This is a genomic window from Corynebacterium sp. MSK073 (genome assembly GCF_030232085.1).
GTDB lineage: Bacteria > Actinomycetota > Actinomycetes > Mycobacteriales > Mycobacteriaceae > Corynebacterium.
Genome location: NZ_JASPIY010000007.1, coordinates 1 through 24,191 on the forward strand (window position 1 = coordinate 1; position 24,191 = coordinate 24,191).

A 24,191-nucleotide genomic window follows, 5' to 3' on the forward strand; every position below is an offset into this window, starting at 1 on the left:
TACCCCCGGTACCCGATATCCGCACCGGTCGGTACTCGATACCGCCCTACCGGTACTAAATAGCGTCGCGCGTCACACAACATCAAAACCGACCAACGCATCCACTACATCATGGACCCGGTCACCGGCACCGTACCTACCAAGTAGACCACCCCAAAGGACCACTGACCACCCACAACACACACTGGCACTATACCTGGAGGAAATTCTTGGACCACAAAAAGAAAAAGCACCAGAAACAATCTGGTGCTTGAGGGTCCTGCCTAGAGAACGAGCAGGTCATAGCGGGTGGCTTTGACATCGGAAAGCCGCTTGCGGGCGCGCTCTAAGCGCTGCCATTGTTCCTGGGGGATGGATTTCCGGGCGATGGTGACGGTTTCAGCATCGGGGGTTCCCCAAGCAATGGGCATGGGGGATATCTGCTGCCAATGCTCTTTATCGGAAGTAGAACGCTGACCGGACACGGCGGCGACTGGAACCTTGGTGCCAACGGTGCGTTGGACGCCGGGAATGGAGGACACCGTGCGCAGGCACGCGCCCCAGCGTGGGGGAAGGGACGGATCCACATTGGTATTTACCAAGGCAAGAAGGATCATGTCTCGCTCGTTGACCTGCGCGATGACGGCGGGAGCGAGCGGATAAGAGTCATAGAGGGATTGGGCCGTTCCCACCTTGCTTGCAGCGGCGACGCCGACGATGGCAACGACGATGCCAAAGAGGATGAGCCCTAAGCCCAGGGTGATTCCCCAGGAAAAGTTCCACCAGACGGCGGCGCCGGCGATGATCAGGATGAGGCCGAAGATAAGCCCGGATACGCGAAGCCGGTTGGAATCGCGCAATAACTCGTTATTGGCCTTGGCAAAGGACTCGTCAACGTCGAACTTAAAGATCTTCATTGGCCTAAGTCTACTGCGTCCATGAGCCGGTAGGCATATCCTTGCTCGGCGAGGAAGCGTTGGCGGTGCATGGCGTAGTCCGCATCTAGGCTGTCGCGGGTGACCAGGGTATAAAAGAGCGCCTCGGTTTCCTTCGGGCGCAGCAGGCGGCCAAGGCGTTGTGCCTCTTCTTGGCGGGAGCCAAAGGTGCCGGAGACCTGGATGGCCAGTGCCGCTTCGGGCAGGTCGATGGAGAAGTTGGCCACTTTGGATACGACGAGGATGGCCAGCTCGCCCTCGCGGAATTGCTGGAAGAGTTTTTCGCGCTTGGCGGTAGAGGTGGTGCCATCGATGACGGGGGCATCGAGGTGCGCGCCTAATTCGCGCAGTTGATCCACATATCCGCCGATGATGAGCGCTTGTTGGTCATGGGAGGCAAGGATCTTATCGACAGCCCGGAGCTTGGCCGAGGCTTGTGCAGCGATGCGGTAGCGATCGCGCGGCTGCGCGGTGGCATAGAGCATGCGTTCTTCCGGATCCATATCCACGCGGACTTCGATGCACTCCGCGGTGGCGATATAGCCGGCCATTTCCAGCTCTTTCCACGGCGCGTCGTAACGCTTCGGGCCGATGAGGGAGAAGACATCGCCTTCGCGGCCATCCTCGCGCACGAGGGTGGCGGTAAGTCCTAGCCGGCGCCGCGATTGCAGGTCCGAGGTCATGCGGAATACGGGTGCGGGAAGCAGGTGGACCTCGTCGTAGATGATAAGCCCCCAGTCGCGGGAGTCGAAGAGCTCGAGGGCGCGGTACTCACCCTTGGTTTTCCGGGTGACCACTTGGTAGGTGGCGATGGTAATCGGCTTGATTTCCTTCTTCTCACCGGAGTATTCGCCGATATCGTTTGGAGAAAGCGTCGTGCGGCGCAAAAGTTCGTCGCGCCACTGGCGGCCGGCAACGGTATTGGTAACCAAGATGAGGGTAGTGGATTGCGCCTTGGCCATGGCGGCAGCACCTACGATGGTTTTGCCGGCACCGCAGGGCAGCACGACGACGCCGGAACCGCCGGACCAGAAGGCATCGGTGGCGTATTCCTGGTAATCGCGCAGGTGCCAGCCGTCCTCGTTCAGCGCGATGGGGTGGGATTCGCCGTCGATATAGCCGGCGAGATCTTCGGCGGGCCAGCCGGCCTTGAGGAGTTCTTGCTTGAGGCGGCCGCGTTCTGAGGGCGCCACGGCGATGGTGTTGTCATCGATGCGCGAACCCAGCAGTTTTCCTACCTTGCTGCGGGAGAGCTCGGTGAGGATGGCGGGTTCTTCAGATTCGAGGATGAGCCCGTGGGCGGGGTGCGCCTGGAGGCGGACGCGGCCGTAGCGGGACATGGTCTCGGCGACATCGACAAGCAGCGATTGCGGGACCGGGAACCGGGAGTAGGTTTCTAGGACATCGACGACCTGCTCGGCGTCGTGGCCGGCGGCGCGGGCATTCCACAATGCCAGGGAAGTGATGCGGTAGGTGTGCACGTGCTCGGGGGCGCGTTCCAGTTCCGCGAACGGCGCGAGGGCGGTGCGCGCAGCGCCGGAATCTGGATGATCGACTTCCAGCAAGACGGTCTTATCCGACTGCACAATCAGTGGTCCGTTCATGCGTCTAGGGTAACGGAGGTGATGCGGTGCAAGGGAAACCGGATGGTGGAGCCATCGGCGGCGCGGGCATCGATTTGGCCACCGGCGACGGTCAGTGGGGTAACGGTGCGGGTCTTGGTATTGCCATTTTTATCGGCGTAGCCAATGGTGATGGGGCGTGCGGTGCGCGCGGCGGCGTGGACCAGATCCAGGTTGGGCAGGCTCGGGGCCTCGCCAGTGGTGAGGTTGCGCAGCGCACGCGCGATATCCGGCGGCGCGGCTTGAGCGCGAGGGCTGGGCGTGGGAAGTGTCGCGGGCTCGGGCGCGATGGACAGGCTAGCGCCGGTTTCGTCCTCGGCGGCGGGGGAGAGGCCGTGCTCGCGCAGGAGTTCCAACAGCTCGCTGACGCGCAGCTGGGAAATCGCGACCGTGGGGGCCAGCAGGCGCAGCGGGGTGGCCTTCGCGGCGATCTGCAAGAGGGCTGGGTCCTCGCTGCGCAGGTAGGACAGGGCAGGGCCGGAGCGCAGGGTGCCGTGGCGCTTGGCGATGTCCTCGATGTGGAACGCCAGCGTATGCGGGACATCGCCATGCGCGGCGAAGAAATCGCGGATCTCCGTGCCTGTCATCCCGCGGTCGAGGCCGCGGCGGAGGGAGGCATCGCTAATGCGGTAGACGCTGGCGAGTCCAGGTGATTCCAAGTCCGCGAGGGACTCCAGGGTGTGGTGGGCCGCGGGCTCGAGGGGCCCTGGCACGAGCACGGTCATATCCGCCTGGACCAGGAAATAATCGATGGTGTCGGGTGTGAGGGTATCGGCGGCATCGAAGCCATCGATAAGCACGCTGGTGGCTCGCCCGAGCGCGATGGCGCCTATCCATTCGGCCTCGCGGTGCAGCTCCTCGATGGTCTCCGGGGAGGTATGCGTGGCAAAAAGCGGGAAGGAAAAATGCAGATCCTCTTGAAATTCGGCCGCGGACAGCGGCTGCGCGGAGTGGAGGTAGACATCGAGGATGTGCCGGCGAAATTTGGGTAGGCGGTCGGTGCTGGCAGAGAGCACCCGGCCGGATTCCCACGGGGTCCAAGGGGAGTATTCCCAGGCCGAGAGGAGCACGCGCCACTGCGCGGCTAGTTCTGCATCGAGCCACTCTTGGGCGGAGTCGGTGGGTGCGAGGAAGTTCCCTTCGTACCCGGACGGCTCGCCGCGGTTGATAAGTCGCGCAGACAGGCCAAGCGTAATCAGGCGGCGCAGCTCTGGTTCCGCGATGTCCAGCTGCTTGCTGAGCTGGGCAAGGGGACGCACGCCGACGGTTTTATCCTTGAGCAGCTCGATCGGCCGGGCGCCGAGGGCAGAAATCAGCTGTTGCATGCCGCGCACTACCGACAGGCCTGCGGCGGTGCCGGCGTCATCGGCCTTGCGGTCAGCGGTGGGCTGGCCGCGGCGCGCGGAGGGCTCAGTAGGGATGTGTGGGACGGTGTGCCCCTTCATCGCGCGATGAACCTCGCGCGGGAGGCGAACGGTCTGGGAGTCAACGCGCTGCAAGAGTTGCTTGGCAATCAGCCGCGGCACGGGGTGGGCCGGATTGGTCTCGCGGGTGGTACCGATGCCATTGGAGCGCGCCAGGGTGGCAAGCACGTGGCGTTCGTCTTCGGCGAGGGCATCGATTGTCGCGGGCGATACCTCGAGCTGGTTGAGTAGCGACCAGCCCGTGGGCAGCGCGGGCATGACCTCCGGCGGGATTTGCACCGCGCCGAAGGCGAGGCCGCGCTCCTTCAGCTCGCGGGTAATTTCGGGGTTGTGGTCTTCTACCTCTGCAAGCTCGCCGCCGCGCTTGGCGATGCCCTCCAGCACCGCCAACTGCTGCGCGTTACACTCCGCTAGCGCCCGGGCGATAGAGGTGCGCAAGAGGAGGCGCGTGGCCAGCGCCGCGATGGAGGGCGGCAGCGGGGTTAAAACATCGGGGCGGTGGCGAAGGATGGTGGCCAGTTCCTCTTCCGAAAGAGAATTAAGCCAGGTGCGAAAATGCGGGAGGTGGGAGGACTGAGTCATGATAAATCACAATTTTAGCGCCGGATTGAGTTACGTTTTTGCCCGAGGTTTGAAATAATAAGGCTATGTCGAATGAAAAGAATGGCTTTGTTTCCCCGGCTTGGCCGGACAATGAACACCGCGAGCATGCAATTACGGAAATGTCTGCGCCTTTTGCTGGTGCTTCCAGCCCCTACGGCGACGATCTGGTGCTGCCGATGCCGGCAGAGAAGTTGAACTACGTTCACCCTTATACCCGCATCAATCGCTAAAAAAATTCCCCTTGCCGCGGACGGCGAGGGGAATTTTTATGTGCTTATTTAGCGGCTGAAGTTCTCAACCAGCTGCGCAACCGGGTCGATGACGTTGCGGTTCGCGGAGTAGAACGCGTTAAAGTCGTGGCGGTTTGCGTGGTAGAAGTCGGTGAACTGCGCCGGCAGCTGCAGGCCGTAAGCATTAGCGGTGTCCTTAACAAGGTTGTAGACGGCGTCTACGGCGAGCTCATCGGACTTGTTTTCTACTGCCTGCTGCACTGGCTGTGGTGCCTCAGCGGGTGCGGAAGGTGCGGTGCGCTCGGTTGGCGCGGAGTTTAGGCCAAGGGAGGCCGAGCATGCGGGCCATGCGCCCCAGCCCTGGTTAGCCAGGGTGCGCTCAGCGATGACAATCTGCTGCTCGCGGGTTGCCTGGTTAGCGGTAGGGGCGAACTCACCGCCGCCGTATGCCTGCCAGGTCTGCGCGTTGAACTGCAGGCCGCCGTGGTAACCATTGCCGGTGTTGATGTGCCAGTCGCCGCCGGACTCGCACTGTGCGAGGCGGTCCCAGTCGGAGTCAGGGGCAGCGGCGGCGTTCGGCGCCATGATGGCGGCGGCTGCGCCCAAGGCAACGGTGCCCGCGGTGAACTTGGCGGCAAAGTGGTTAGTCTTAGCGGAGTGGCGTCCCATAAAAGTAGTCCTTTCCGTGGTGCCCGTTTTCGTGTAAATGTATTGCGCCTAGAAGAAAGGATGGGCAGGGAAACCTTCTTTGCGGCGACACTGGGGGCCAGCGTAGCGGTTTATAACGAAATAGTCACGTTCTGGGCACTAAACGGGAAAGAATTGAGACTATTGTGGTTCCGTCAGCAAAGTTTCCGCAGGTAATTGCGGCGTTGTGAACTATGTCACACGACGCGTGGAACTTCTGTTCTGTATAACTTCCAGCTAAACTTAAGAATTTACCCAAGAGAAGAGGTGGATACCTATGCCCATTGGCAAAGTGAAGTGGTATGACGCCGAGAAAGGTTTCGGTTTCGTTAGCAACCCGGGCGATGAAGACGTCTACGTCGGCCGGAATGTCCTGCCCAAGGGAATAGAAGAAATCTTTCCGGGCCAGCGCATCGAATTCGATTTCGCGGCGGGGCGCCGCGGGCCGCAGGCGCTGCGGGTGCGCGTGCTGGATAAGCCGCGCCGGCGCGCGCCGGCGCGCAAGCCGGAAGAGCTCGGCAGCATGGTCTCTGATGTCATGACCCTGCTGGAATCCCAGGTGCAGCCGGTGCTGAACTCGGGGCGTTACCCCGAGCGCAAGACCGGGCGCCAAGTAGCAGAAATCCTCCGCGCGATTGCGAAGGATTTAGATAGTTAATCATCCATGGTGGATAGGGACCACACGGTGGCGAGGGGGGTTTCTTCGCCATCGTCGTCGGTGCCAATCATGAGGGAGGAGACCTCCACCACCATGAGCCGGGGGCGCTCGCCAGTCGATGCCTCGATGGGGTCTACCGAACCGGGGATATCCACCTCGGTCGTTTCATTCGCACCGTGAGAGGTTTCGTCATTGGCGGCGGGATCATCATAAATGGACAGTACCTTCCATTCGTGATTAGAAATCTCTTCGGGGATGTCCAGATGCAAGGTGTCATCTTCGCCCACGGTTAGCTGGGGAACATCGCCTTCGGGGCAATCGGTTCCCGGCTCGCACACGAGGTAGGGTGTGACCTCCTTGGTGTTATCCCCCACGGAGGCGGTAATAGCAATCTCGCTCGGCTCTGGGCCTGGGCGCGAATTGCGCCAGCTTTGAAAGATCACCACGGAGGCGACGATGACCGCCACGACCACGATGAGCGCGAGGATCTGCAGCAGCGACTTTTTCCTTGCTTCCTTACGGGTTGCCATGGCCCATTACTTTACTCGAACGCGGTAGAGCTCATCCCACCGCTTGCCGGTAAGCCAGAATTCATCGGTGCCCTTGATATGCGCGATGCCGTTTAAGACATCATCGGGATCGGTGTATTTCGATTTATCGATGGCATCGGTAGAAATCACCGCGGTGACCTCGCCGGAGGAGGGATCTATGCGGTAGATATCTTCACTTCCCCACACATTGGCGTAGACATCACCGTCCACGCATTCCAGCTCATTGAGATCTTCCACGGGCGAGCCCTCGAGGGTGACCTCGGTGGTGGAGTGCTCCGCAAAGGTTTCTGGATCCATGTGGCGCAGGGTAGAGGTGCCATCGGACATGATGAGCTCGTCCTGGTTGGCGCAGAGCCCCCAGCCTTCGCCGGCATAGGTGGCGGTGTCCGTACGCTGGAAGTCGCCGTCATAGCGCAGGGCCTGCCCGCGCTTCCAAGTCAACTGCCAGATGGAATCGCCGTATTGGGTAATGCCCTCCCCAAAAAGCGAGTCATCCAGGGCGTGGTTTTGGAGGACCTCGCCGGTTTCAGGGGAGAAGCGGATGAGTTTGGATTCGCCCCATTGCCCGGTGCCGAGCAGGAGGTTGCCCTCGCCGTCTTCTTCGAGGCCTTGCGTAAAGGAGTTCTCTGGCAGCGGCGCGGTATCGAGGACTTCCACTGATAGGTGCTCGGGGGAGGAAGATTCAGAATTATCAGAAGAGCAGGCGGTTAAGGCGCAGCAGGGCACGGCAATGAGCGCGGCGCGGCGGAGAAACGACATGCACCATATGTACCACTGTTGGCGGGCCATCATGAATAATGAGGGGCGTGAGTAAGCGAAAAGCAAATCCGTTGATCGATTCCCGCGCCGTACGCATTGCGCGTGAGGCATTGGAAGAGGTGGGGGAAGGGGGCATCGGCAAGCATAGGGGCGTCGCTGGAATGGGCCGCAATGTTGTCACCCATCGCTTTGCGGCGGATATGCCGGGCTACCCAGGATGGGAATGGCAGGCCGTGCTCGCGTGCGCGGAAGGTTCGCGCTACGTCACCGTCAACGAGGTGGCGCTGGTGCCTGGCGGGGAGGCGCTGCAGGCCCCGGAATGGGTGCCGTATGAGGACCGCGTGCTGCCGGGGGATTTGGGCCCGGGAGACCTCATGCCGCCGGCCATCGATGATGAGCGCCTGAACGGAAATGAGCTTTCCGCCAAGGGCCTGGCGGATGCCAAGCATCGCTGGCAAGAGGAATATGGTCCAAACTCGGAGATGGCGGCCAAGGCGCACCTGCAGTGCCGCACGTGCGCTTTTTATATGCAGCTCATGGATAACTTTGGGGTATGCGCCAACGAGTATTCCGCTGATGGCCGCGTGGTGCACGCGCGCTACGGTTGCGGTGCGCATTCGCAGACGCGGGTGAGCGAGGAGAAGGCGCCGGCCGCGGCCTTCGATGATGAAAAGCCCATTTACCAAGATTTTGATTTTGAGGATTAAAGCAGCACACTTAGGGCGTAAAAATACCGCTCTACGTGAAAGGGCACGGCGTGAAAGCCACTCTCGATCGCTATTTCCACATTTCTGAACGCGGTTCCACCATCGGAACCGAGCTACGCGCGGGAACGGTCTCGTTCTTCGCCATGGCATATATCATTTTGCTCAACCCGCTGATCCTGGGCACGAGCCCGGACGCGGAGGGCTATACCTTAGGCGTGCCGCAGGTTGCGGCCGCCACTGCGCTGGTCGCCGGCGTGATGTCCATTGCCTTCGGTGCGATTGCGAAGTACCCCTTCGCCATGGCCGCGGGCCTGGGCATGAATACCTTCGTCGCCGTCAGCATGGTCGCTACCAGCGGGCTGACCTGGCAAGAAGCCATGGGTCTCGTGGTAATCGAGGGCCTTATCATTGTCCTGCTCGCCGTGTCCGGATTCCGTACCGCGGTATTTGACGCCATCCCGCAGCCCATGAAGGCCGCGATGGGCGTGGGCATTGGCATGTTCATCGCCATGATCGGTTTCGTGGATGGCGGGTTCGTTACCCGCGTGCCCGATGCCGCACAGACCACCGTGCCGGTGGGGCTGGGCATTAATGGCTCGATTGCCACCTGGCCGGCGGTGGTCTTCGTCATCGGCCTTATTATTTGTGCTTTCATGGTCATCCGCAATGTGCCGGGCGGGCTATTTATCGCCATCATCCTCAACACGGTGATTGCCTTCATTGTCCAGGCGCTCACGGACTCCGAGGACTGGGGCATGGCCGCCCCAGAGGCCCCAGATGCGCTGGGTGGGCTGCCGGATCTGTCCATCGTGGGCGATGTGAACCTGGTCGGCGCCTTTGCCAATATCGGCGTGATCTCCACGGTCCTGCTCATCTTCACCCTGCTGCTGACCAACTTCTTTGATGCCATGGGCACCATGACCGGGCTGGGCAAGCAGGCCAAGCTCGTGGATGACAACGGCAACCTGCCGGGCATGAAGAAGGCGCTGGTCGTGGAAGGCGCCGGCGCGGTGGCCGGTGGCTTGGGCTCGGCGTCCTCGAATACCGTCTTTGCGGATTCCTCTGCCGGCATTGCCGATGGCGCGCGCACCGGCCTGGCCAATATCATGACCGGCCTGCTATTTATCGCCGCCATGTTTTTCACCCCGCTCTATGAGATCGTGCCCATCGAGGCCGCCGCACCCGTCCTGGTCATCGTGGGCGTGATGATGGCCGCGCAGCTCACGGATATCCCGTGGACGCGCATGGAGGTGGCCATCCCGGCCTTTTTAACCATCGTGGTCATGCCGTTTACTTATTCGATCGCCAATGGCATCGGCGTGGGCTTTATTACCTTCGCGCTCATGTCCACCTTTGCTGGTAAGGCCAAGCAGGTGCACTGGATCATGTGGCTGCTTGCTGGCTTGTTCGTCATTTACTTTGGCATCGATCCGATTTCGGAGGCCATCGGCTAGCCTGGAAGGCATGCATATCTCTGATCCCCGTGACCCTCGCCTGGACGATATTCGGAACCTCAACAAATCCGATAAATCCGGCGAGGGTTTGGTCATTGCAGAAGGCCCCTTGGTGGCAGCCCGCCTCATGGAATCGCGGTTCCCCATGCGCTGCCTTGTGGGCTTTCCCCAGAAGCTGGAGGCCTTCTTTGCCGAGTACGGCGAGCCCGAGTGCCCCGTCTACGAGGTCTCTCGCGAGACCCTGGCGGAGGTCGCGGGCTTCGATATGCACCGCGGGCTGGTTGCCGCAGCGGACCGCGCCCCAGAGTCGGAGGTGGGTGAGATCCTGGAGCAGGCCCGCACCATCGCCGTGCTGGAGGGCGTGGGGGATCATGAAAATATCGGCGCCATTTTCCGCCACGCGGCGGGCATGAACGTGGATGCGGTATTGCTCGGCTCCGGCGCTGCGGATCCGCTCTATCGCCGCTCGGTGCGCGTATCCATGGGCCATGTGCTGCGCGTGCCCTTCGCACATTTAGAGGGCGGTTTCACCACGTGGCAGCGCTCGCTGCAGGCGCTTGCCGATGCCTCCTTTACCCTCATTTCCTTAACCCCCAACCCCCAGGCGGTGCACCTGGCAGAGGCCATGCACGGGCAAGACAAGGTGGCCATGCTCGTTGGCGCGGAGGGCCCCGGGCTTACCGAGCACGCAATGAAGGCCACAGATATCCGCGCGCGGATACCGATGGCCCCTGGTACCGATTCTCTAAATGTTGCGACCGCGGCCGCCATTTCCTTTTATGAGCGCCAGCGCTCCTTAAGCGACTTGAACGTCTGACGCAGCCAGTTGCCAATCAACGAGCCGAGGTGTTTGGCGGTGGAAAGGATCTCATCGCCGGTGGAATCCGGCTCGGCATCGTGATCCTCGTAGTCGTCATAGTCGTTTAGGCCCAGCCTATTCGCGGATTGCGCGGCGAACTCGCTGACCGGCTGCTTTGGCTTGGGCGGATCGATCTTGGGTTCTGGGCGCCCGTCCACGGCATAACCCACGACGTCCAGGTCTGGGCCTTCCCGCCCCACGGTGATGCCCAACCAGTGTTCCTGGCCGGCCTCCATGATGCTGTGGGGCCGAAATGGCAGGGAAATGCCGCCGAGGGATTCGTCCTTTTCGCCGGCCCAAAACGGCGCCTCGAAGGGCTCGGGCAGGCCGGTGTCCTCGTACAGGCGGTCACGGGTGGCGCACAGGCTGCGCTTGAGCTCGCCGCCTTCCCACAGCGCGAAGCCCGCATAGTCCTCGTCCGCGTTGCTAACAAGCGCGATAACCCGCTGGGCGGGGACTGCGTTTAAGAGGTCGTTCGGCAGTTGGGAGAGCAGGACGGACTCGCCCTCGCAGACCGTTTGCACCACAGTAATGCCCGGGTAGCCGCCGATGTAGTATTCATTCGGATCCGTCTGCGCGGAGCGGTTGAGGGGGAATTGCCCAATCGGGGTGACCGGGAACTTGGGGTTGAGCTGGGCTAGGAACTTGCGGCCGAACCCGCGGTCCGCCTTGGGCTCGGTTTTGAGAACCTCTTCGGCGCCGGGCTTGGAGATGTACCACAGCGTGAGAACGGCATGAGAGATGTCCACTGTTTAGTCCCTCGGGCGCTTGGTATTGGAGCGAACGCCCAAAAGCACGTCCTCCCAGTGCGGGGTCACGGCCTTGCGGCGGCGCTTCGAGGGCTTGGATTCGGAGGACGGATTCTGCAGGAATTCCTCTTCTTCCGTCTCCTCGCTGGAACCGGAAATATCGGTGACATTGGCGGGCTGATCGCCGTCAATGGCTTCGTCATAGCGGCCGCTGCCCAATGAGGTTAGCGAGCGCACCGGCTGTACGAAGTCCGGGTCCGTAAGGTCTGCCGCGACCGAGTTGCGGGCCTCAACCGTAGCGGGCGAGGACATGGACTGCTTGAAGGTCCACTCCGCCTCGTTTTCAGAAAGGCCCGCCTTCCAGGTCACGCGCACAACCCACGGCTCGCCTTGGTGGCGGTAGGCATCCCACGTGGACTCCGAGAGGGAGTGGCCACGGGCGGCAAAGGAGCTTGCCAGTACCTCCCACAGGGTGAGCTTGGCCGGGCCGTCTTCGCGCACCGGGTGGGCCTGCTTGGACACCTCAGAAATGCGGTTGCGCTCCAGCATGACTGGGTAGGCAAAGGGCTCGATGCGCGATTCATCGACGTGCATCTCTTCCGCGAGCTCCGCGGTGGAGGCACCGGCACGAATGCGGTTTTGGATCTCTGCCGGCCGGATCTGCTTTTCTTCCTCTTCGTGGGAGGGCTTGGGCATCGGCGCTAGCTTTGGCGGCTCCGGCTTGCTAGCGGTGGGCGTGAGGGCGGAACGCAGCTCATCGGTGATGGGAAGGGAAAACTCTTCGCCTTCTTCGGTGCGTAGCACCAATGAGTCTTCGCTCGATTCGCTGTCAACGAGAAACAGCTCGCGCATAGTGTGGCGCTCCTTTGCCTATCGACGGAAGGACGGATCTGTGATGCAGTCAACTATAACGCGAAAAGGCCCCGCGCCATGCGAGGCGGCGGGGCATGTTGATCACTTAGTTGGCATCCAGCACGTAGTCGATGCACTGCGTGAGCTTGGCGATGTCCCCAGGCTCAATCGCCGGGAACATGCCCACGCGCAGCTGGTTGCGGCCCAGCTTGCGGTACGGCTCGACATCGAGGATGCCGTTGGCGCGCAGGGTGGCGGCAAGGTGGGCGGCATCGACGGAGTCGTCGAAGTCGATGGTACCCACGACTAGCGAGCGCGCTGCCGGTTCGCTAACAAACGGAGTGGCCTCTGGGCAGGATTCGGCCCAGTTGTACAGCGTGGAGGAGGATTCGGTGGTGCGCTTGACCATGCCGTCGAGGCCGCCATTGTCATTCATCCACTGAATCTGGTTATCCAGCATGAGCAGGGTGGCGATCGCCGGGGTGTTATAGGTCTGGTTCTTGCGGGAGTTATTCACCGCGGTCTGCAGGTTCAAAAACTCCGGAATGAAACGGTCGGAGTTATTGATCTTTTCGATGCGCTCCAGCGCGGCTGGGGACATGGCGGCGAGCCAGAGTCCGCCGTCGGAAGCAAAGCACTTCTGCGGCGAGAAGTAGTACACGTCGGTCTCTGCGATATTGACGGGGAGGCCGCCGGCGCCAGAGGTGGCATCGACAAGCACGAGCTGCTGGTCGTTGTGGGGGTGGGGGCGGACAACCTCCGTCATCGCACCGGTCGAGGTCTCATTGTGGGCCCAGGCGGCGACATCGGCATCGGCGGCAAGCTCGCGCGGATCCGGGGCGGTGCCGACGGGGGATTCGGTGAGCGCTGGGGCATCGAGCCACGGGGCCTTGGAAGAGGCCTTGGCAAACTTGGTGGAGAACTCGCCGAAGGTAAGGTGGGCCGACTGACGCTCGATGAGGCCGAAGGTAGCTGAATCCCAAAAGGCGGTGGCGCCGCCCAGGGACAGGACAATTTCGTATCCCTCAGGGAGCGAGAAGAGATCGCTTAAGCCCTCGCGTACGGAACCGACGAGGTTTTTCACCGCCGGCTGGCGGTGCGAGGTGCCCACGATAGCGGGGTCAATAGCCTCGATCTGGGCGGGGCGCACCTTGGAGGGTCCGCAGCCAAAGCGGCCATCGGAAGGCAAGAGATCTGCTGGCAGTGTGATTTCTGGAGTACTCATGCCGCTAGTGTAGAACAGTTCCGGTTGGATGGCAGGTATTTTGATGCCCGTAAACTTGTTGGCAGTATCACAAAGTTTGCTAGAGTGTGAATAGGTATAAGGCTGACTTGAATAAGTTAGTGCCTTAAAGAACTCTTTAACAGGGAAAGGAAATTCCGTGTCTACTGAAGAAAACAAGGTAGTACTCAAGCACGCCGGCAACGAGTACGAGATGGACATCAAGCAGTCCACTGAGGGCGATTCCGGCTTCGATATCTCCAAGCTCCGCAAGGAAACCGGGCTTGTTACCTTCGACCCCGGCTACACCTCCACCGGCTCCACCGAGTCCAAGATTACCTTTATTAACGGTGAGGAGGGCATCCTTCGCTACCGCGGCTACGATATTGCGGAATTGGCAAATAACGCCACCTTCAATGAGGTTTCCTACCTGCTGATTAAGGGCCACCTGCCGGACGAGCAGGAACTGTCGGAGTTCAATAACGCCATCCGCCACCACACCCTCTTGGATGAGGACTTTAAGGCGCAGTTCAACATCTTCCCGCGCGATGCACACCCGATGGCCGTGCTTGCGTCCTCCGTGAACATTCTCTCCAGCTACTACCAGGACCAGCTGGACCCGCTGGATGAGGAGCAGCTGGACAAGGCCACCGTTCGCCTGCTGGCTAAGGTGCCGATGCTGGCCGCTTACGCTTACCGCGCATCCCAGGGCAAGCCTTATATGTACCCGGATAACAACCTGAACGCGCGCGAGAACTTCCTGCGCATGATGTTCGGTTACCCCACCGAGGAGTACGAGGTTGACCCGGTTGTCTCCAAGGCGCTGGACAAGCTGCTCATTTTGCACGCTGACCACGAGCAGAACTGCTCCACCTCCACCGTCCGCATGATTGGTTCCGCACAGGCCAACATGTTCGTCTCCATCGCTGGCGGCATCAACGCCCTGTCCGGTCCGCTGCACGGCGGCGCTAACCAGGCCGTGCTGGAGATGCTCGAGGACATCGAGAAGAACAACGGCGGCGACGCTACCGACTTCATGAACCGCGTGAAGAACAAGGAAAAGGGTGTTCGCCTGATGGGCTTCGGCCACCGCGTGTACAAGAACTACGACCCACGCGCGGCCATCGTCAAGGAAACCGCACACGAGATCATCGATCACCTGGGCGGCGACCCGATGCTGGACCTGGCCATGAAGCTGGAAGAGATTGCGTTGAACGATGACTACTTCGTCTCCCGCAAGCTCTACCCGAACGTGGACTTCTACACCGGCCTCATCTACCGCGCCATGGGCTTCCCGACGGACTTCTTCACCGTCCTCTTCGCCATCGGCCGCCTGCCGGGCTGGATCGCTCAGTACCGCGAGCAGCTGGAGATGAACACCAAGATCAACCGTCCTCGCCAGATTTACACCGGTGAAACCCTGCGCAAGGTTACCCCTCGCAGCGAGCGCTAAATAGCGCTTTTGGTCGCCCCAATTCAACCGAATCGGGCTTGAGCACTATAATTGGTGCAGCTCGGTTCGGTTTCATTGCGACCGCACGAACAAACTAGATTTCCCAAGGAGACTAATCCCCATGGATAAACCTGTTATTGAAGCCCAGTCTGGCCCAGCGCCGACCGACCTCGTCATCGAGGACATCGTCGTAGGCGATGGCGCTGAAGCCAAGCCTGGTGGCGTAGTGGAGGTCCACTACGTTGGCGCCGAATATGAGACCAACCAAGAATTCGATTCCTCGTGGGACCGTGGCCAGTCCATCGAGTTCCCACTGACCGGTCTCATTGCCGGCTGGCAAGAGGGCATCCCGGGAATGAAGGTAGGCGGTCGCCGTCAACTCATCATCCCGCCGGAAAAGGCCTACGGCCCCGCCGGCGGTGCGCACCCGCTGTCCGGCCGCACCTTGGTCTTTATCATTGACCTCATCCGCGCCGACTAAGCTGCGCTAAAAATCGTTGAACCGGCTCTCCTTAAAGGGAGCCGGTTTTTCGTTGTGTAGTGGCAGTCAGTTCCCGCAAGGGGCCGCATAAGACGAGAAACTGGGGCACAATGGGAATTATGACTGTGCCAACTATTTCATTCAATGATGACCGCGAGATGCCCCAGCTTGGACTGGGCACCTACAAACTCAATGACGATGAGTGCATTCGCGTAGTCCGCGAAGCCATTGACTTGGGCTACCGCCACTTTGATACGGCGACGCTGTACAAGAACGAAGAGGCATTGGGTACTGCGCTCAAACAAGCCATTGACGCGGGCGACGTCACCCGCGAGGACCTGTTTATTACCTCCAAGGTCTGGCACTCTCACCACGGCGCGCAGAAGGCGGAACAGGCCTTCCAGGAATCCATGGAGAAGCTGAAGCTGGATTACTTGGACCTGTACCTCATCCACTGGCCGTGGCGACAGGGTGGGCTGTATGTGGAGACTTTCGAATCCATTGCCCGCCTGCAGGGGATGGGGCAAATCGCTTCCATCGGTGTCGCTAATTTCTACGAAGAGGTCCTCGAGGACCTTATTGACAAGACCGGCATTACCCCGGTGCTCAACCAAGTGGAGCTGCACCCTGGGTTCACCCAGCCGGAGCTGCGCGAGTTCCACCACAAGCACGGCATCGTGACCGAGGCGTGGTCTCCGCTGGCGCGCGGTGTGGTGCTTAATAACCCGGAGATTGAAAAGATTGCCGCCGCGCATGAGGCTACCGAGGGGCAGGTAGTACTGGCGTACCTGATGGCCAAGGGCATTTCCGTTATTCCGAAGTCTGCCCGCAGTGAGCGGCTCAAGGAGAACCTGGCCGCCGCGGAGCTGGAGCTGGGCAAGGATGAAATCACGGCGATTGACTCCTTGGAAGGTCAAGAAGGTTTTGGCCGCATGTTTAATGATCCCCGTGAATTCCCGGGCGCGGAGGGCTAAGAAAGCACTCTCGGGCGAAGGAGCCACCGGCGACGGCGTCGTCGGTGGCTTTTGCTGTGCAGGATGGCTGAGTGGGCGAGTACGTGCTGGTTAAGGCACTCACCTCGCTGATAGGTGGTTCCTTTCGCGCCGCCTTCACTGATTAGTTAACGTCTGGTTAACAAAATTTGCGAACGCGTTAAACCTGGGATGGAGGGGGTGATTTGCATAGAATATTAGCCCAGTTCACCGGAACCTATCGGGCTAAAAGGGGGGGGAGTTTTTGTGGGATGTATTGGCAATATTTACTGCTTTGCAAAGATTGTTCTGTATCTTACATATCAACGCGGGTAGTGATGAACAACACATTGCGCCTCGTTTGTACAGAACCTCTCTCACCCAAGGAGACAACCCTTCTATGAGTGATACAACTGCTCCAGTCGAGCGTCGTGAGCTTACGGCAGCCGACTACATAGAAATGCGCGATAGCGAAGAGTTTGGCGAGTTGCGCAGCGCTTATCGTAGTTTCACTTTTCCCATGACCGTCGCGTTTTTCGTGTGGTACATCGTCTACGTGCTCACCGCCGTGTTTGCGCCTGATTTTATGGCCATTGAGCTTGGCGATGGCGGCTGGAACGTCGGCCTCGTCTTCGGCCTGGCCCAGTTCCTGACCACGTTCATCATTACCTGGATTTACGTGAAATACGCCAATAAGAATATTCAGCCTAAATCGGTTGCTATTCGCGAGAAGTTGGAGGCCAAGTAAATGACTACCACTTACCTTGCACAAGAAACTTCTGCCGGTAACCCGATTCTGAATATCTCCATCTTCGGCATCTTCCTCGTGGTTACCATGGCCGTCGTGTTGCGCGCCGGCAAGTCCACGAAGAAGGCGTCTGACTTCTATACCGGTGGTGGCTCGTTCTCCGGCCGCCAGAATGGCTTGGCTATCTCCGGTGACTACCTTTCTGCGGCATCCTTCCTCGGCATCGTCGGTGCGGTGGCGCTTAACGGCTACGACGGATTTTTGTACTCCGTCGGCTTCTTCGTCGCCTGGCTCGTGGCCCTGATGCTCGTGGCCGAGCCGATGCGTAACGTGGGCCGCTTTACCATGGCGGACGTTTTGTCCTTCCGCCTGAAGCAAAAGCCGGTGCGCGTGGCCGCGTCCATTGCCACGCTCTTCGTGACGCTATTCTACCTCATTGCCCAGATGGCCGGCGCCGGTTCGCTGGTGGCCGTGCTGCTGAACATCCATGACTTTAAGTGGCAGGCAGTCGTCGTTGGCATCGTCGGCGTGCTGATGATCCTCTATGTCTTGGTCGGCGGCATGAAGGGCACGACCTACGTGCAGATGATTAAGGCCGTCTTGCTGGTGACCGGTGTGGTCATCATGTGCATCATGGTGTTTGTCTCACTGCGCGGTGGCTTCAGCAACATGTTCAGCACCGCTATTGATATGCACGCGTCGTCTGATTACCTCCATGAAAAGGGCTATGAGGCTAAGGAAATCATGGAGCCGGGCCTGAAGTACGGTGGCTCTACCGCCGCTAAGCTGGACTTCATCTCCTTGGGTATGTCCCTCGTGCTGGGTGTGGGCGGCTTGCCACACGTTCTGATGCGCTTCTACACCGTGCCCACCGCCGTTGAGGCTCGTCGCTCCGTGACCTGGGCCATCGTTATCATCGGTGCCTTCTACCTGATGACCCTGATTCTGGGCTACGGTGCAGCCGCACTGGTTGGCCCGGACCGCATCCTGAACGCACCGGGTGGCGCGAACGCCGCGGCACCGCTGCTGGCACTGGAAATCGGTGGCTCCATCTTCATGGCCATTATTTCCGCCGTGGCCTTTGCTACCGTGCTCGCCGTGGTGGCGGGCCTGGCGATTACCGCCTCCGCCTCCATTGCGCACGATATCTACCACGCGGTTATTCGCAACGGTGAGTCCACCGAGGCAGAGCAGGTGCGCGTCTCGCAGGCTACCGTGGTGGTGCTGGGTATCGTCTCCATTATCTTGGGCATCTTGGCGATGACCCAGAACGTGGCCTTCCTGGTCTCCCTGGCCTTCGCAGTGGCGGCATCGGCTAACCTGCCGACCATCCTGTACTCGCTGTACTGGCGCCGCTTCAACACCGCGGGTGCCGTGGCCTCCATGTATACCGGTGTTGTCTCCTGCTTGGTCCTCATCTTCTTCTCTCCAGCGGTATCCGGCACCGAAAGCGCCATGTTCCCGAACGCGGACTGGGCGATCTTCCCGCTGACCTCGCCGGGTCTGGTCAGTATCCCGCTGTCCTTCTTCGTCGGTTGGTTCGTATCCATCGTGACCAAGCCGGACAACTTGGACGAGTTGGCGGCAGAGATGGAGGTTCGTTCCTTGACCGGTGTGGGCGTCGAGGCCCCAGTCCAGCACTAATTGCCCGAAAGGTAGCAATTACCGGTAATATGGTTCGACGTGTTTAATCCGTCCTCTCTCAACGCGGCGGCATCAGTAAAGGCTGGTGCCGCCCTTGCCGTGTGCATGCTTGCCTGCTCTACGGTTGCTGGGTGCAGCAATAGCGAGCGAGATAGCACCGCCAAAGCCGAAGACACCACGATTACCGCGCATAGGGCGGCAAAGGTGCCCCCGCGCATCAATGAGTTCCTCAAGGGGGATGAGGACCATTCCATTAGCTATATTCGCCTGCACGATGGCATGTATATGGGCTCTGCGGCAGAACACGATCCCCGCCCGGCGCTTAGCCTCATCAAGCTCTACATCGCCACCTACGTCATTGAACAGGGTGAGTACGAAGACAAGTACGAGGCGCTCGGCATGATCGCCAGCTCTTCTGATAAGAGCGCCGAGGAGCTGTTTAAGAAGTACCCGGATTCCATCGATAAGATTGCCAAGGAATACGATCTGGAATCCACCAAGGCGGGCGAGACCTGGGGCTATTCGGAAACCTCCACCTATGACGTGGCCAGCTTTATCTCGCAGCTCATCAAGCGCGATGAAACCCATCCCGTGCTGGTGGCGATGTCGCACGCGGATCCAGTCTCAGAAGATGGTTATGACCAGGATTATGGCACCGCGAAGCTTTCTAATGTCGTGGGCAGCAAGTGGGGCTGGTCCAACGATAAGTCCATCAATTCCTCGGTGTCCTTTGGTAAAAACTTCGTCGCCGCGGCCTCCATTAATGGCTCTGCCGATGACCTCACGGACTACGTCAAGAGTGAGATCAATGGTGAGAACCTGGGCAAGGCCACCGAGCGGTTTCTGAAGTACAAGGACGGCGAGGACGTCCCGCCCATCGAGACAACCTCAAAGAAGCCGACCTCGAGCGAGAAGAAGGACAAGGACAAAAAGGACGAAAAGAAGTCCTCCGAGCCCAAGGGGAAATAGGCCTACTTAATGGCCTTGGCGATGTCCTGGGCGGCATCGGCAAGCCCGCGGATTTGCTCGTTGCTTAGCGATGACCCCTTAAAGCTCACCCCATCCGCGGTGACCTGCGGCAGCTCCGGCATATTCGGGATGGCCTTGTCCAGGGTGGAGCTGAGATCCTGGATGCCTGGCTGCTTGGACCCGGGCGTCCATTGACCCCAGTCGCTGGCGTAGACCTCGTTGACATCGACGATGACGTTCTCGATGGTCTGCTGGCGCGACTGCGGAAGCTGGTGAATGGTGGTCTTGGGATGGATTTTCCCGTTGGAGCCCCAGTCGTGCATCCAGTAGAACGTGCCAATCCCATCGCGGCTGGCCCACTCGATGGTGTTGTAGTTGCCGTAGACGCCGGTCTGGTAGCCGGCCACGGACAGGGCCTTGGAAAACGCTTGCAGGTATGGCCGGATGAACTGGGTGTAGTGCTCGCGGGTGGGGTTATCGTCGATGGCGATATAAATGGGGCGGTGCGTGGGTCCACCGGCGGCCTTGTGCAGCGAAATGGCCTGCGGGGCGTGGATGGCGGCGCCCGCCGCGCCCTGCTTCCAATCGGCGGTTTCGGCGCGGCCGAATTGATAGACCGAAGCCGTGGGTAGGCCGGCGGCGGCATTGGCGGCAGTCTCTTGGAGTGTGACCGGCTTGCCGGTCATCCAGGCCGCGCCGGGGCGCTTATTGGAAACGTAGCGAATGGCACCGATATGGCCCGCACGCTTGATGGCGGCGGGGGAGGGGATGCCGGAGGAAAAATCGATAATGGTGCCGCGCACCGGGCCGAGGGCGGCGGCAGAGGGTGCGGCCGCACCAATGGCGCCGGCGGTAAGGGCAAGGGCGCTTGCCTTCAAGAGGCCGCGACGAGATAGAGACGGCGACATGAATAACTCCTGCGGTGATTGCATTAGTCACAATAGTTAACAAATGCACCATAGCAGGAGACGGTGGGGGAATCGTGTTTATTTTGACTCGTTGCTAAATTCCACGTTCGTGGCGTGTTCTACGGTGCGCGATACCGTGCAATCCTTCTCGTGGGAGATGCGGATCAGGTTATCCACGAGCGCGCGGGCCTTATCGCCATCTGGGGTGGAGGGGAAGGCGAGGTCGAAGGAAACGCGGACATCGGAAAGCCGCGAAGCGCCATCCTCATCCACGCGGTCGCCCTCTGCGCGCACCTGGAAAGACTCCGGCTCGGTGCGCCGGGAGGTTACGACATCCACATCCACCGCGGTGCACCCAGCGACGGCGGCCAGCAGGAGCTCTACCGGCGACAACAGGCCCTCCCCGCGGCCAAATTCGATGCTGGCCCCATCCGCATTGGTGGCCCGGTACACCGAATTTTCTACGCGGTTAAGGTCAACGGAATACTGCTTGATGATTTCACTCATGGCTTAGAGCTTAAGCCAGGCTCGGGATATAGGCCACGCTGCCGCCCAAGGACATGGTGATAAAGATGGGCGCGATAACCAGGGGGCCGAGCCATACGCGGCCGGTATTGGCATAAAACATCTTGTTCAAGATGGGCAGCAGGATCATCATGGGCAAGATGGACTGCAGCATGTTCACATACAGCCAGTCATCGGTCCAGTGCACCGTGCCGGTGGCGGCGAAGACGGAATATTGGATAACGAAGATCATCGCCAAGCCGACAGAGTTCGCCAGCGCCGCGATGAGGTAGGTCTGCCACTTGGGCGTATCGCTATAACGCGTGCCCACGCCGGCGCGAATGGAGTTGGCCAGATAGAAGATGAACATCGCAGGTACGTACATCAGCGCCACCAGGAACCAGCGCAGCGTCAGCGGGCGCGAGGCCACGACCAAGAAACGGTAATCATTGTGGAAGGCAAGATACACAATGGATAGCACGGAGAAGTACACAAAGAGCAAGATGAAGGCCAGCAGTAGCGTGCGCCCAAAGGTGCGCCAGCTCATCGTGATGCCCCACGCGCGGGCGCGCTCGCCGCGGGCATAGGTGGACTTATCCCGGGTGATATAGAACAAGATAAGCCCGACGATGCCGTTGACGATGGCCCACAAGACCACCGAGTTGACCATGCGCGCCGGGAAGAACCAGGTGCTGACCTTATTCGCGGCATCGTAGAAGACGTCCTGCGAAAGGTTCGCCAGCGGCATGAACGTGAAAAAGGCGATGGCTGCGGTTAACACGAAAAAGCCCCAGAACTTCGCGGCTTCTTTGCCCCGCGGACGCTTCGGTACGGTTGGGAGCGCCTGGGCTACTGGCGCAAAGTAGCGGGTGCGCAGGAGCATTCGGGTCAGCGGGAAGAGCATGGCGATGCCGCCGATGAGGGAAATGAGGTTAAAGACTTCTTTCAGCCACCACGTCTGGTTGCCGGAATCCATCTTCACTGGGGCATCCAGGGTGTCATCGAAGAACTCGAGAATGCTGCCGATGGCACTAGGTGTGAGCGGCTGCAGCGGGTGCAGCGTTTCATCGTTATAGGCAACGCGGTACGTGCCCTTGTCGATGTCCCCGTAGCCCCGGCCGATCTCAATGTGGTCCACCTGGTCTTGTTTCTTGAGCCCAGAGTTGACCATGGACAGAGCCTCTGGGGCATCGCGCAGATCGCCATCGCCGTTGATATTTCGGTAGCCGCCTTCATCGAAGCGGGCATAGCCCAGCGCCATATTTGAGTGCACGTGGGCAAACTTCTTATCGTTTAAGTTCTTGAGCCAGCCAGAGATAAAGACCGCGGAGATCTTATCTAGGTCCTCGGCGCGCTTGCGCTCGCCATCTGTGATGGTGGTGCCGCCTTCGCTATTCGGGTCCTTGGCAGCTTCGAGGGCATCGTCTACCTTCTTGCCGTACTTATTGGCTGCGGTGCGCACCGCAGTACCACCGGCGGAGTGGCCGGTAATGCCGATGCGATCCTCATCGACGTAATTAAACGTATCCAGGTGGTCTGTGACGTAATCAATGGCGGTCACCACGGCGGAATCACTATCGTCTGGGTGTTGCGAGCTGGACTCGCCCTGGTTATACGGGTCAACCACCAGGGTGACAAAGCCGCGCCGGGCCAATTCCAACGAGTTGGAGACCTGGGTTTCCTTAGTGCGCTGGAAACCGGGCGAGACGATGACCATCGGCGCTTTATTCTCCGGCGTCGCGTCCTTCGGCCGGAAGAGATCTGCGGTGACCGTAGCGCCGTGCTTGCCGGCGATTTTGAGGTCAGTGACCTGAATTTTGCCGCCATCGGTTTGTACCAGGGATGAGCCCAACCCACCGACGAGAACGATGACGATGCACACAAAGAGTTTCCAGCCATCGCTAAAGCGGCGCTTCTTCGAAACCTCAGCGGGCAACTGCTCTGTCTGCTGCTCTAGAGAAAGAGACGACTGTTCTTCCACGGGAGTGGGGGAGGGGGATGCGGAGTCGGACATATACGCGTTCCTTGTTGGTGGTGCTTAATTGAAACGAGTGGGCTGAAAGTCCGATAGTGGAAAACTTAAAGTCCAGCGTGGAAGCACATTAGGCCCGCCGGAAAGCGGGTGCAACCGTTGCAGTAAAAGGGGGTGCTGGACAAGTGCTGAACAGGCAAAAGCTCGCGCGATGCGGTGAATTAATAAATCAAGGGCGGCGAGAAGCGGATACGCACCGATTGTCCAAGGGCTGGTTTATGAGCTGCGGTAGTCCGGAACGTGACCCCAGATTCATGGGAGGCGGTAACGGAGTAGTGCCCGGCTTCGAAAATGGCTGAGTCAACTACCGCTGGAACCGTGGCACCTGGTTGGTCTTCCTCCACGATTTTGGCGTGGCGCGGCAAGATGGCGGCTTTAGTGCCTTCGCCTCGCACGGTTACTTCGCTCAATGGCCAAGAGATGCCAAGAGCAGGGCACTCGACGCTGTCACCTGAAATAGAGGCCTGGACAATCGTGGCATCCGAAATAAATCCCGCGACCACCGGGTTAGCGGGATTTTCCAGTAATTGTTGCGGGGTAGCAATCTGCTGGATTTCGCCGCCGTCTAGAACCACGACTCTATCTGCAATTGCCAGCGCCTCGGCGCGATCGTGGTTGACGTGCACCGTGGTTAGGCGTTGTTTTTGTGTCAGGGCTACCAATTCGCGGCGCAAATTATCGCGCAGTGGTTCATCGAGGGCCGAAAGAGCCTCATCCAGCAATAAAACTGTGGGATTAGCGACGATCGCCCGGGCCAAAGCAACGCGCTGGCGCTGCCCGCCAGAAAGGCTGTCCGGTATACGCTCCTCGAATCCCGGCAGGCCCACGAGAGCTAAGGTCTCAGAAATGCGCACTTCGCGCTCTGCCTTAGCTACTTTTGCCTGGCGCAGCGGGTAGCCAACGTTGTCCTTCACAGACATGTGCGGCCAGATCGCGTGCTGTTGGAAGACCATGCCGATGCCGCGTTTCTCCGGCGGAATATCAGTCATCTGCCGGCCATCTATGTAAAGCTCACCTGACGATGGAGAAATAAAACCAGCGATGGTGCGCAAAAGCGTGGTTTTACCGGAGCCTGACGGGCCAACGAGCGCGATGAGTTCTCCGGGTTCGATGGAGAGGCTGATATCGCGCAGGCCGGTGGTTCCATCTGGAAAAGTGACCGTGAGGTGGGAAGCTGCAATTTTCGCCAT

General features: G+C 60.0%; 24 protein-coding genes. 11 read left to right on the forward strand and 13 right to left on the reverse strand.

Annotated features, from left to right (window positions below; genetic code table 11):
• Positions 1-263 precede the first annotated feature (263 nt).
• The 3 genes from QP970_RS05945 to QP970_RS05955 are packed head-to-tail and all read right to left on the reverse strand — an operon-like array spanning position 264 to position 4,542.
• A complete protein-coding gene (locus QP970_RS05945) occupies positions 264-896 on the reverse strand; it encodes a DUF3239 domain-containing protein (protein WP_239269238.1) in 633 nt (210 codons plus the stop codon).
• Complete coding sequence (locus QP970_RS05950) at positions 893-2,518, reverse strand: DNA repair helicase XPB (protein WP_239269237.1); 1,626 nt, start codon at positions 2,516-2,518, stop codon at positions 893-895. Before QP970_RS05950 ends, QP970_RS05945 begins: the two co-directional genes overlap by 4 nt.
• Complete coding sequence (locus tag QP970_RS05955; RefSeq protein WP_239269236.1) at positions 2,515-4,542, reverse strand: helicase-associated domain-containing protein; 2,028 nt, start codon at positions 4,540-4,542, stop codon at positions 2,515-2,517. The genes QP970_RS05950 and QP970_RS05955 overlap by 4 nt, the downstream gene beginning before the upstream one ends.
• Positions 4,543-4,607: 65 nt before the next feature.
• On the opposite strand from QP970_RS05955, the gene QP970_RS05960 reads away from it, so the two are divergent.
• Positions 4,608-4,793: a hypothetical protein gene (locus QP970_RS05960; RefSeq protein ID WP_284869781.1), complete on the forward strand. Its 186-nt coding sequence runs from the start codon at positions 4,608-4,610 to the stop codon at positions 4,791-4,793.
• Positions 4,794-4,841: 48 nt separating this feature from the next.
• Here the strand turns inward: QP970_RS05960 and QP970_RS05965 are convergent, their stop codons facing one another.
• On the reverse strand, positions 4,842-5,462 hold the full coding sequence (locus tag QP970_RS05965; protein WP_005281857.1) for a resuscitation-promoting factor Rpf1 domain-containing protein: 621 nt from the start codon (positions 5,460-5,462) through the stop codon (positions 4,842-4,844).
• Positions 5,463-5,757: 295 nt separating this feature from the next.
• On the opposite strand from QP970_RS05965, the gene QP970_RS05970 reads away from it, so the two are divergent.
• On the forward strand, positions 5,758-6,138 hold the full coding sequence (locus QP970_RS05970; RefSeq protein WP_239269235.1) for a cold-shock protein: 381 nt from the start codon (positions 5,758-5,760) through the stop codon (positions 6,136-6,138).
• On the opposite strand, the gene QP970_RS05975 is transcribed toward QP970_RS05970, so the two are convergent.
• Complete coding sequence (locus tag QP970_RS05975) at positions 6,135-6,668, reverse strand: DUF2771 domain-containing protein (RefSeq protein WP_239269234.1); 534 nt, start codon at positions 6,666-6,668, stop codon at positions 6,135-6,137. The genes QP970_RS05970 and QP970_RS05975 overlap by 4 nt on opposite strands.
• A 6-nt stretch (positions 6,669-6,674) precedes the next feature.
• Positions 6,675-7,481 (reverse strand): glutaminyl-peptide cyclotransferase, encoded by an 807-nt coding sequence (locus tag QP970_RS05980; protein ID WP_284849643.1) that lies wholly within the window; start codon positions 7,479-7,481, stop codon positions 6,675-6,677.
• Positions 7,482-7,486: 5 nt separating this feature from the next.
• Here QP970_RS05980 and QP970_RS05985 point away from each other — a divergent pair, with 5 nt between their 5' ends.
• The 3 genes from QP970_RS05985 to QP970_RS05995 are packed head-to-tail and all read left to right on the forward strand — an operon-like array spanning position 7,487 to position 10,426.
• Entirely contained in the window at positions 7,487-8,155 is a 669-nt protein-coding gene (locus QP970_RS05985) for a DUF3027 domain-containing protein (protein ID WP_239269232.1), read from the forward strand.
• A gap of 50 nt (positions 8,156-8,205) precedes the next feature.
• Positions 8,206-9,609 carry an NCS2 family permease gene (locus QP970_RS05990; RefSeq protein ID WP_239269231.1) on the forward strand — a complete coding sequence of 468 codons (1,404 nt, stop codon included), beginning with the start codon at positions 8,206-8,208 and terminating at the stop codon, positions 9,607-9,609.
• A 10-nt stretch (positions 9,610-9,619) separates the two neighbouring features.
• Positions 9,620-10,426, forward strand: coding sequence for a TrmH family RNA methyltransferase (locus tag QP970_RS05995; RefSeq protein ID WP_239269230.1), 807 nt, complete (start codon positions 9,620-9,622; stop codon positions 10,424-10,426).
• Here the strand turns inward: QP970_RS05995 and QP970_RS06000 are convergent.
• The 3 genes from QP970_RS06000 to serC form a co-directional block, all read right to left on the reverse strand.
• Positions 10,387-11,217, reverse strand: coding sequence for a DUF6928 family protein (locus tag QP970_RS06000; protein ID WP_284849642.1), 831 nt, complete (start codon positions 11,215-11,217; stop codon positions 10,387-10,389). The genes QP970_RS05995 and QP970_RS06000 overlap by 40 nt on opposite strands.
• 3 nt (positions 11,218-11,220) lie before the next feature.
• Complete coding sequence (gene sepH, locus QP970_RS06005; RefSeq protein ID WP_239269228.1) at positions 11,221-12,069, reverse strand: septation protein SepH; 849 nt, start codon at positions 12,067-12,069, stop codon at positions 11,221-11,223.
• 106 nt (positions 12,070-12,175) lie between these two features.
• Positions 12,176-13,294, reverse strand: coding sequence for a phosphoserine transaminase (gene serC, locus QP970_RS06010; protein ID WP_239269227.1), 1,119 nt, complete (start codon positions 13,292-13,294; stop codon positions 12,176-12,178).
• 157 nt (positions 13,295-13,451) lie between these two features.
• Between serC and QP970_RS06015 the strand changes: the two genes are divergently transcribed.
• The 6 genes from QP970_RS06015 to QP970_RS06040 all read left to right on the forward strand — a co-directional run bounded on the left by QP970_RS06015 (position 13,452) and on the right by QP970_RS06040 (position 19,557).
• On the forward strand, positions 13,452-14,744 hold the full coding sequence (locus QP970_RS06015; RefSeq protein WP_239269226.1) for a citrate synthase: 1,293 nt from the start codon (positions 13,452-13,454) through the stop codon (positions 14,742-14,744).
• Positions 14,745-14,865: 121 nt separating this feature from the next.
• Positions 14,866-15,225, forward strand: a complete 360-nt coding sequence (locus QP970_RS06020; protein WP_023025863.1) for an FKBP-type peptidyl-prolyl cis-trans isomerase — start codon at positions 14,866-14,868, stop codon at positions 15,223-15,225.
• A 110-nt stretch (positions 15,226-15,335) separates the two neighbouring features.
• On the forward strand, positions 15,336-16,199 hold the full coding sequence (locus QP970_RS06025; protein ID WP_239269225.1) for an aldo/keto reductase: 864 nt from the start codon (positions 15,336-15,338) through the stop codon (positions 16,197-16,199).
• 397 nt (positions 16,200-16,596) lie between these two features.
• Positions 16,597-16,944: a DUF485 domain-containing protein gene (locus QP970_RS06030; protein WP_005279845.1), complete on the forward strand. Its 348-nt coding sequence runs from the start codon at positions 16,597-16,599 to the stop codon at positions 16,942-16,944.
• Positions 16,945-18,588 (forward strand): monocarboxylic acid transporter, encoded by a 1,644-nt coding sequence (locus tag QP970_RS06035; protein ID WP_239269224.1) that lies wholly within the window; start codon positions 16,945-16,947, stop codon positions 18,586-18,588.
• A gap of 39 nt (positions 18,589-18,627) precedes the next feature.
• The gene (locus QP970_RS06040; protein ID WP_239269223.1) at positions 18,628-19,557 is read left to right on the forward strand and encodes a hypothetical protein; all 930 of its coding nucleotides are present in this window, start codon (positions 18,628-18,630) and stop codon (positions 19,555-19,557) included.
• Positions 19,558-19,559: 2 nt separating this feature from the next.
• On the opposite strand, the gene QP970_RS06045 is transcribed toward QP970_RS06040, so the two are convergent.
• From QP970_RS06045 to QP970_RS06060, 4 genes are all read right to left on the reverse strand, one after another.
• Positions 19,560-20,465, reverse strand: coding sequence for a DUF1906 domain-containing protein (locus QP970_RS06045; RefSeq protein ID WP_239269222.1), 906 nt, complete (start codon positions 20,463-20,465; stop codon positions 19,560-19,562).
• Positions 20,466-20,543: 78 nt separating this feature from the next.
• On the reverse strand, positions 20,544-20,972 hold the full coding sequence (locus tag QP970_RS06050; protein ID WP_239269221.1) for an OsmC family protein: 429 nt from the start codon (positions 20,970-20,972) through the stop codon (positions 20,544-20,546).
• A 10-nt stretch (positions 20,973-20,982) separates the two neighbouring features.
• A complete protein-coding gene (locus tag QP970_RS06055) occupies positions 20,983-22,983 on the reverse strand; it encodes a poly(ethylene terephthalate) hydrolase family protein (RefSeq protein WP_239269220.1) in 2,001 nt (666 codons plus the stop codon).
• A 179-nt stretch (positions 22,984-23,162) separates the two neighbouring features.
• A complete protein-coding gene (locus QP970_RS06060) occupies positions 23,163-24,191 on the reverse strand; it encodes an ABC transporter ATP-binding protein (protein ID WP_284869782.1) in 1,029 nt (342 codons plus the stop codon).

Coding starts and splice junctions, on each gene's coding strand:
- QP970_RS05960 (WP_284869781.1), top strand. CDS start 4,608: ATGTCGAATGAAAAGAATGGCTTTGTTTCCCCGGCTTGGCCGGACAAT.
- QP970_RS05975 (WP_239269234.1), bottom strand. CDS start 6,668: ATGGCAACCCGTAAGGAAGCAAGGAAAAAGTCGCTGCTGCAGATCCTC.
- QP970_RS05995 (WP_239269230.1), top strand. CDS start 9,620: ATGCATATCTCTGATCCCCGTGACCCTCGCCTGGACGATATTCGGAAC.
- QP970_RS05985 (WP_239269232.1), top strand. CDS start 7,487: ATGAGGGGCGTGAGTAAGCGAAAAGCAAATCCGTTGATCGATTCCCGC.
- sepH (WP_239269228.1), bottom strand. CDS start 12,069: ATGCGCGAGCTGTTTCTCGTTGACAGCGAATCGAGCGAAGACTCATTG.
- QP970_RS05950 (WP_239269237.1), bottom strand. CDS start 2,518: ATGAACGGACCACTGATTGTGCAGTCGGATAAGACCGTCTTGCTGGAA.
- QP970_RS05970 (WP_239269235.1), top strand. CDS start 5,758: ATGCCCATTGGCAAAGTGAAGTGGTATGACGCCGAGAAAGGTTTCGGT.
- serC (WP_239269227.1), bottom strand. CDS start 13,294: ATGAGTACTCCAGAAATCACACTGCCAGCAGATCTCTTGCCTTCCGAT.
- QP970_RS06035 (WP_239269224.1), top strand. CDS start 16,945: ATGACTACCACTTACCTTGCACAAGAAACTTCTGCCGGTAACCCGATT.
- QP970_RS06020 (WP_023025863.1), top strand. CDS start 14,866: ATGGATAAACCTGTTATTGAAGCCCAGTCTGGCCCAGCGCCGACCGAC.
- QP970_RS06060 (WP_284869782.1), bottom strand. CDS start 24,191: ATGGCGAAAATTGCAGCTTCCCACCTCACGGTCACTTTTCCAGATGGA.
- QP970_RS05955 (WP_239269236.1), bottom strand. CDS start 4,542: ATGACTCAGTCCTCCCACCTCCCGCATTTTCGCACCTGGCTTAATTCT.
- QP970_RS06045 (WP_239269222.1), bottom strand. CDS start 20,465: ATGTCGCCGTCTCTATCTCGTCGCGGCCTCTTGAAGGCAAGCGCCCTT.
- QP970_RS06050 (WP_239269221.1), bottom strand. CDS start 20,972: ATGAGTGAAATCATCAAGCAGTATTCCGTTGACCTTAACCGCGTAGAA.
- QP970_RS06030 (WP_005279845.1), top strand. CDS start 16,597: ATGAGTGATACAACTGCTCCAGTCGAGCGTCGTGAGCTTACGGCAGCC.
- QP970_RS06025 (WP_239269225.1), top strand. CDS start 15,336: ATGGGAATTATGACTGTGCCAACTATTTCATTCAATGATGACCGCGAG.
- QP970_RS05980 (WP_284849643.1), bottom strand. CDS start 7,481: ATGATGGCCCGCCAACAGTGGTACATATGGTGCATGTCGTTTCTCCGC.
- QP970_RS05945 (WP_239269238.1), bottom strand. CDS start 896: ATGAAGATCTTTAAGTTCGACGTTGACGAGTCCTTTGCCAAGGCCAAT.
- QP970_RS06055 (WP_239269220.1), bottom strand. CDS start 22,983: ATGTCCGACTCCGCATCCCCCTCCCCCACTCCCGTGGAAGAACAGTCG.
- QP970_RS05965 (WP_005281857.1), bottom strand. CDS start 5,462: ATGGGACGCCACTCCGCTAAGACTAACCACTTTGCCGCCAAGTTCACC.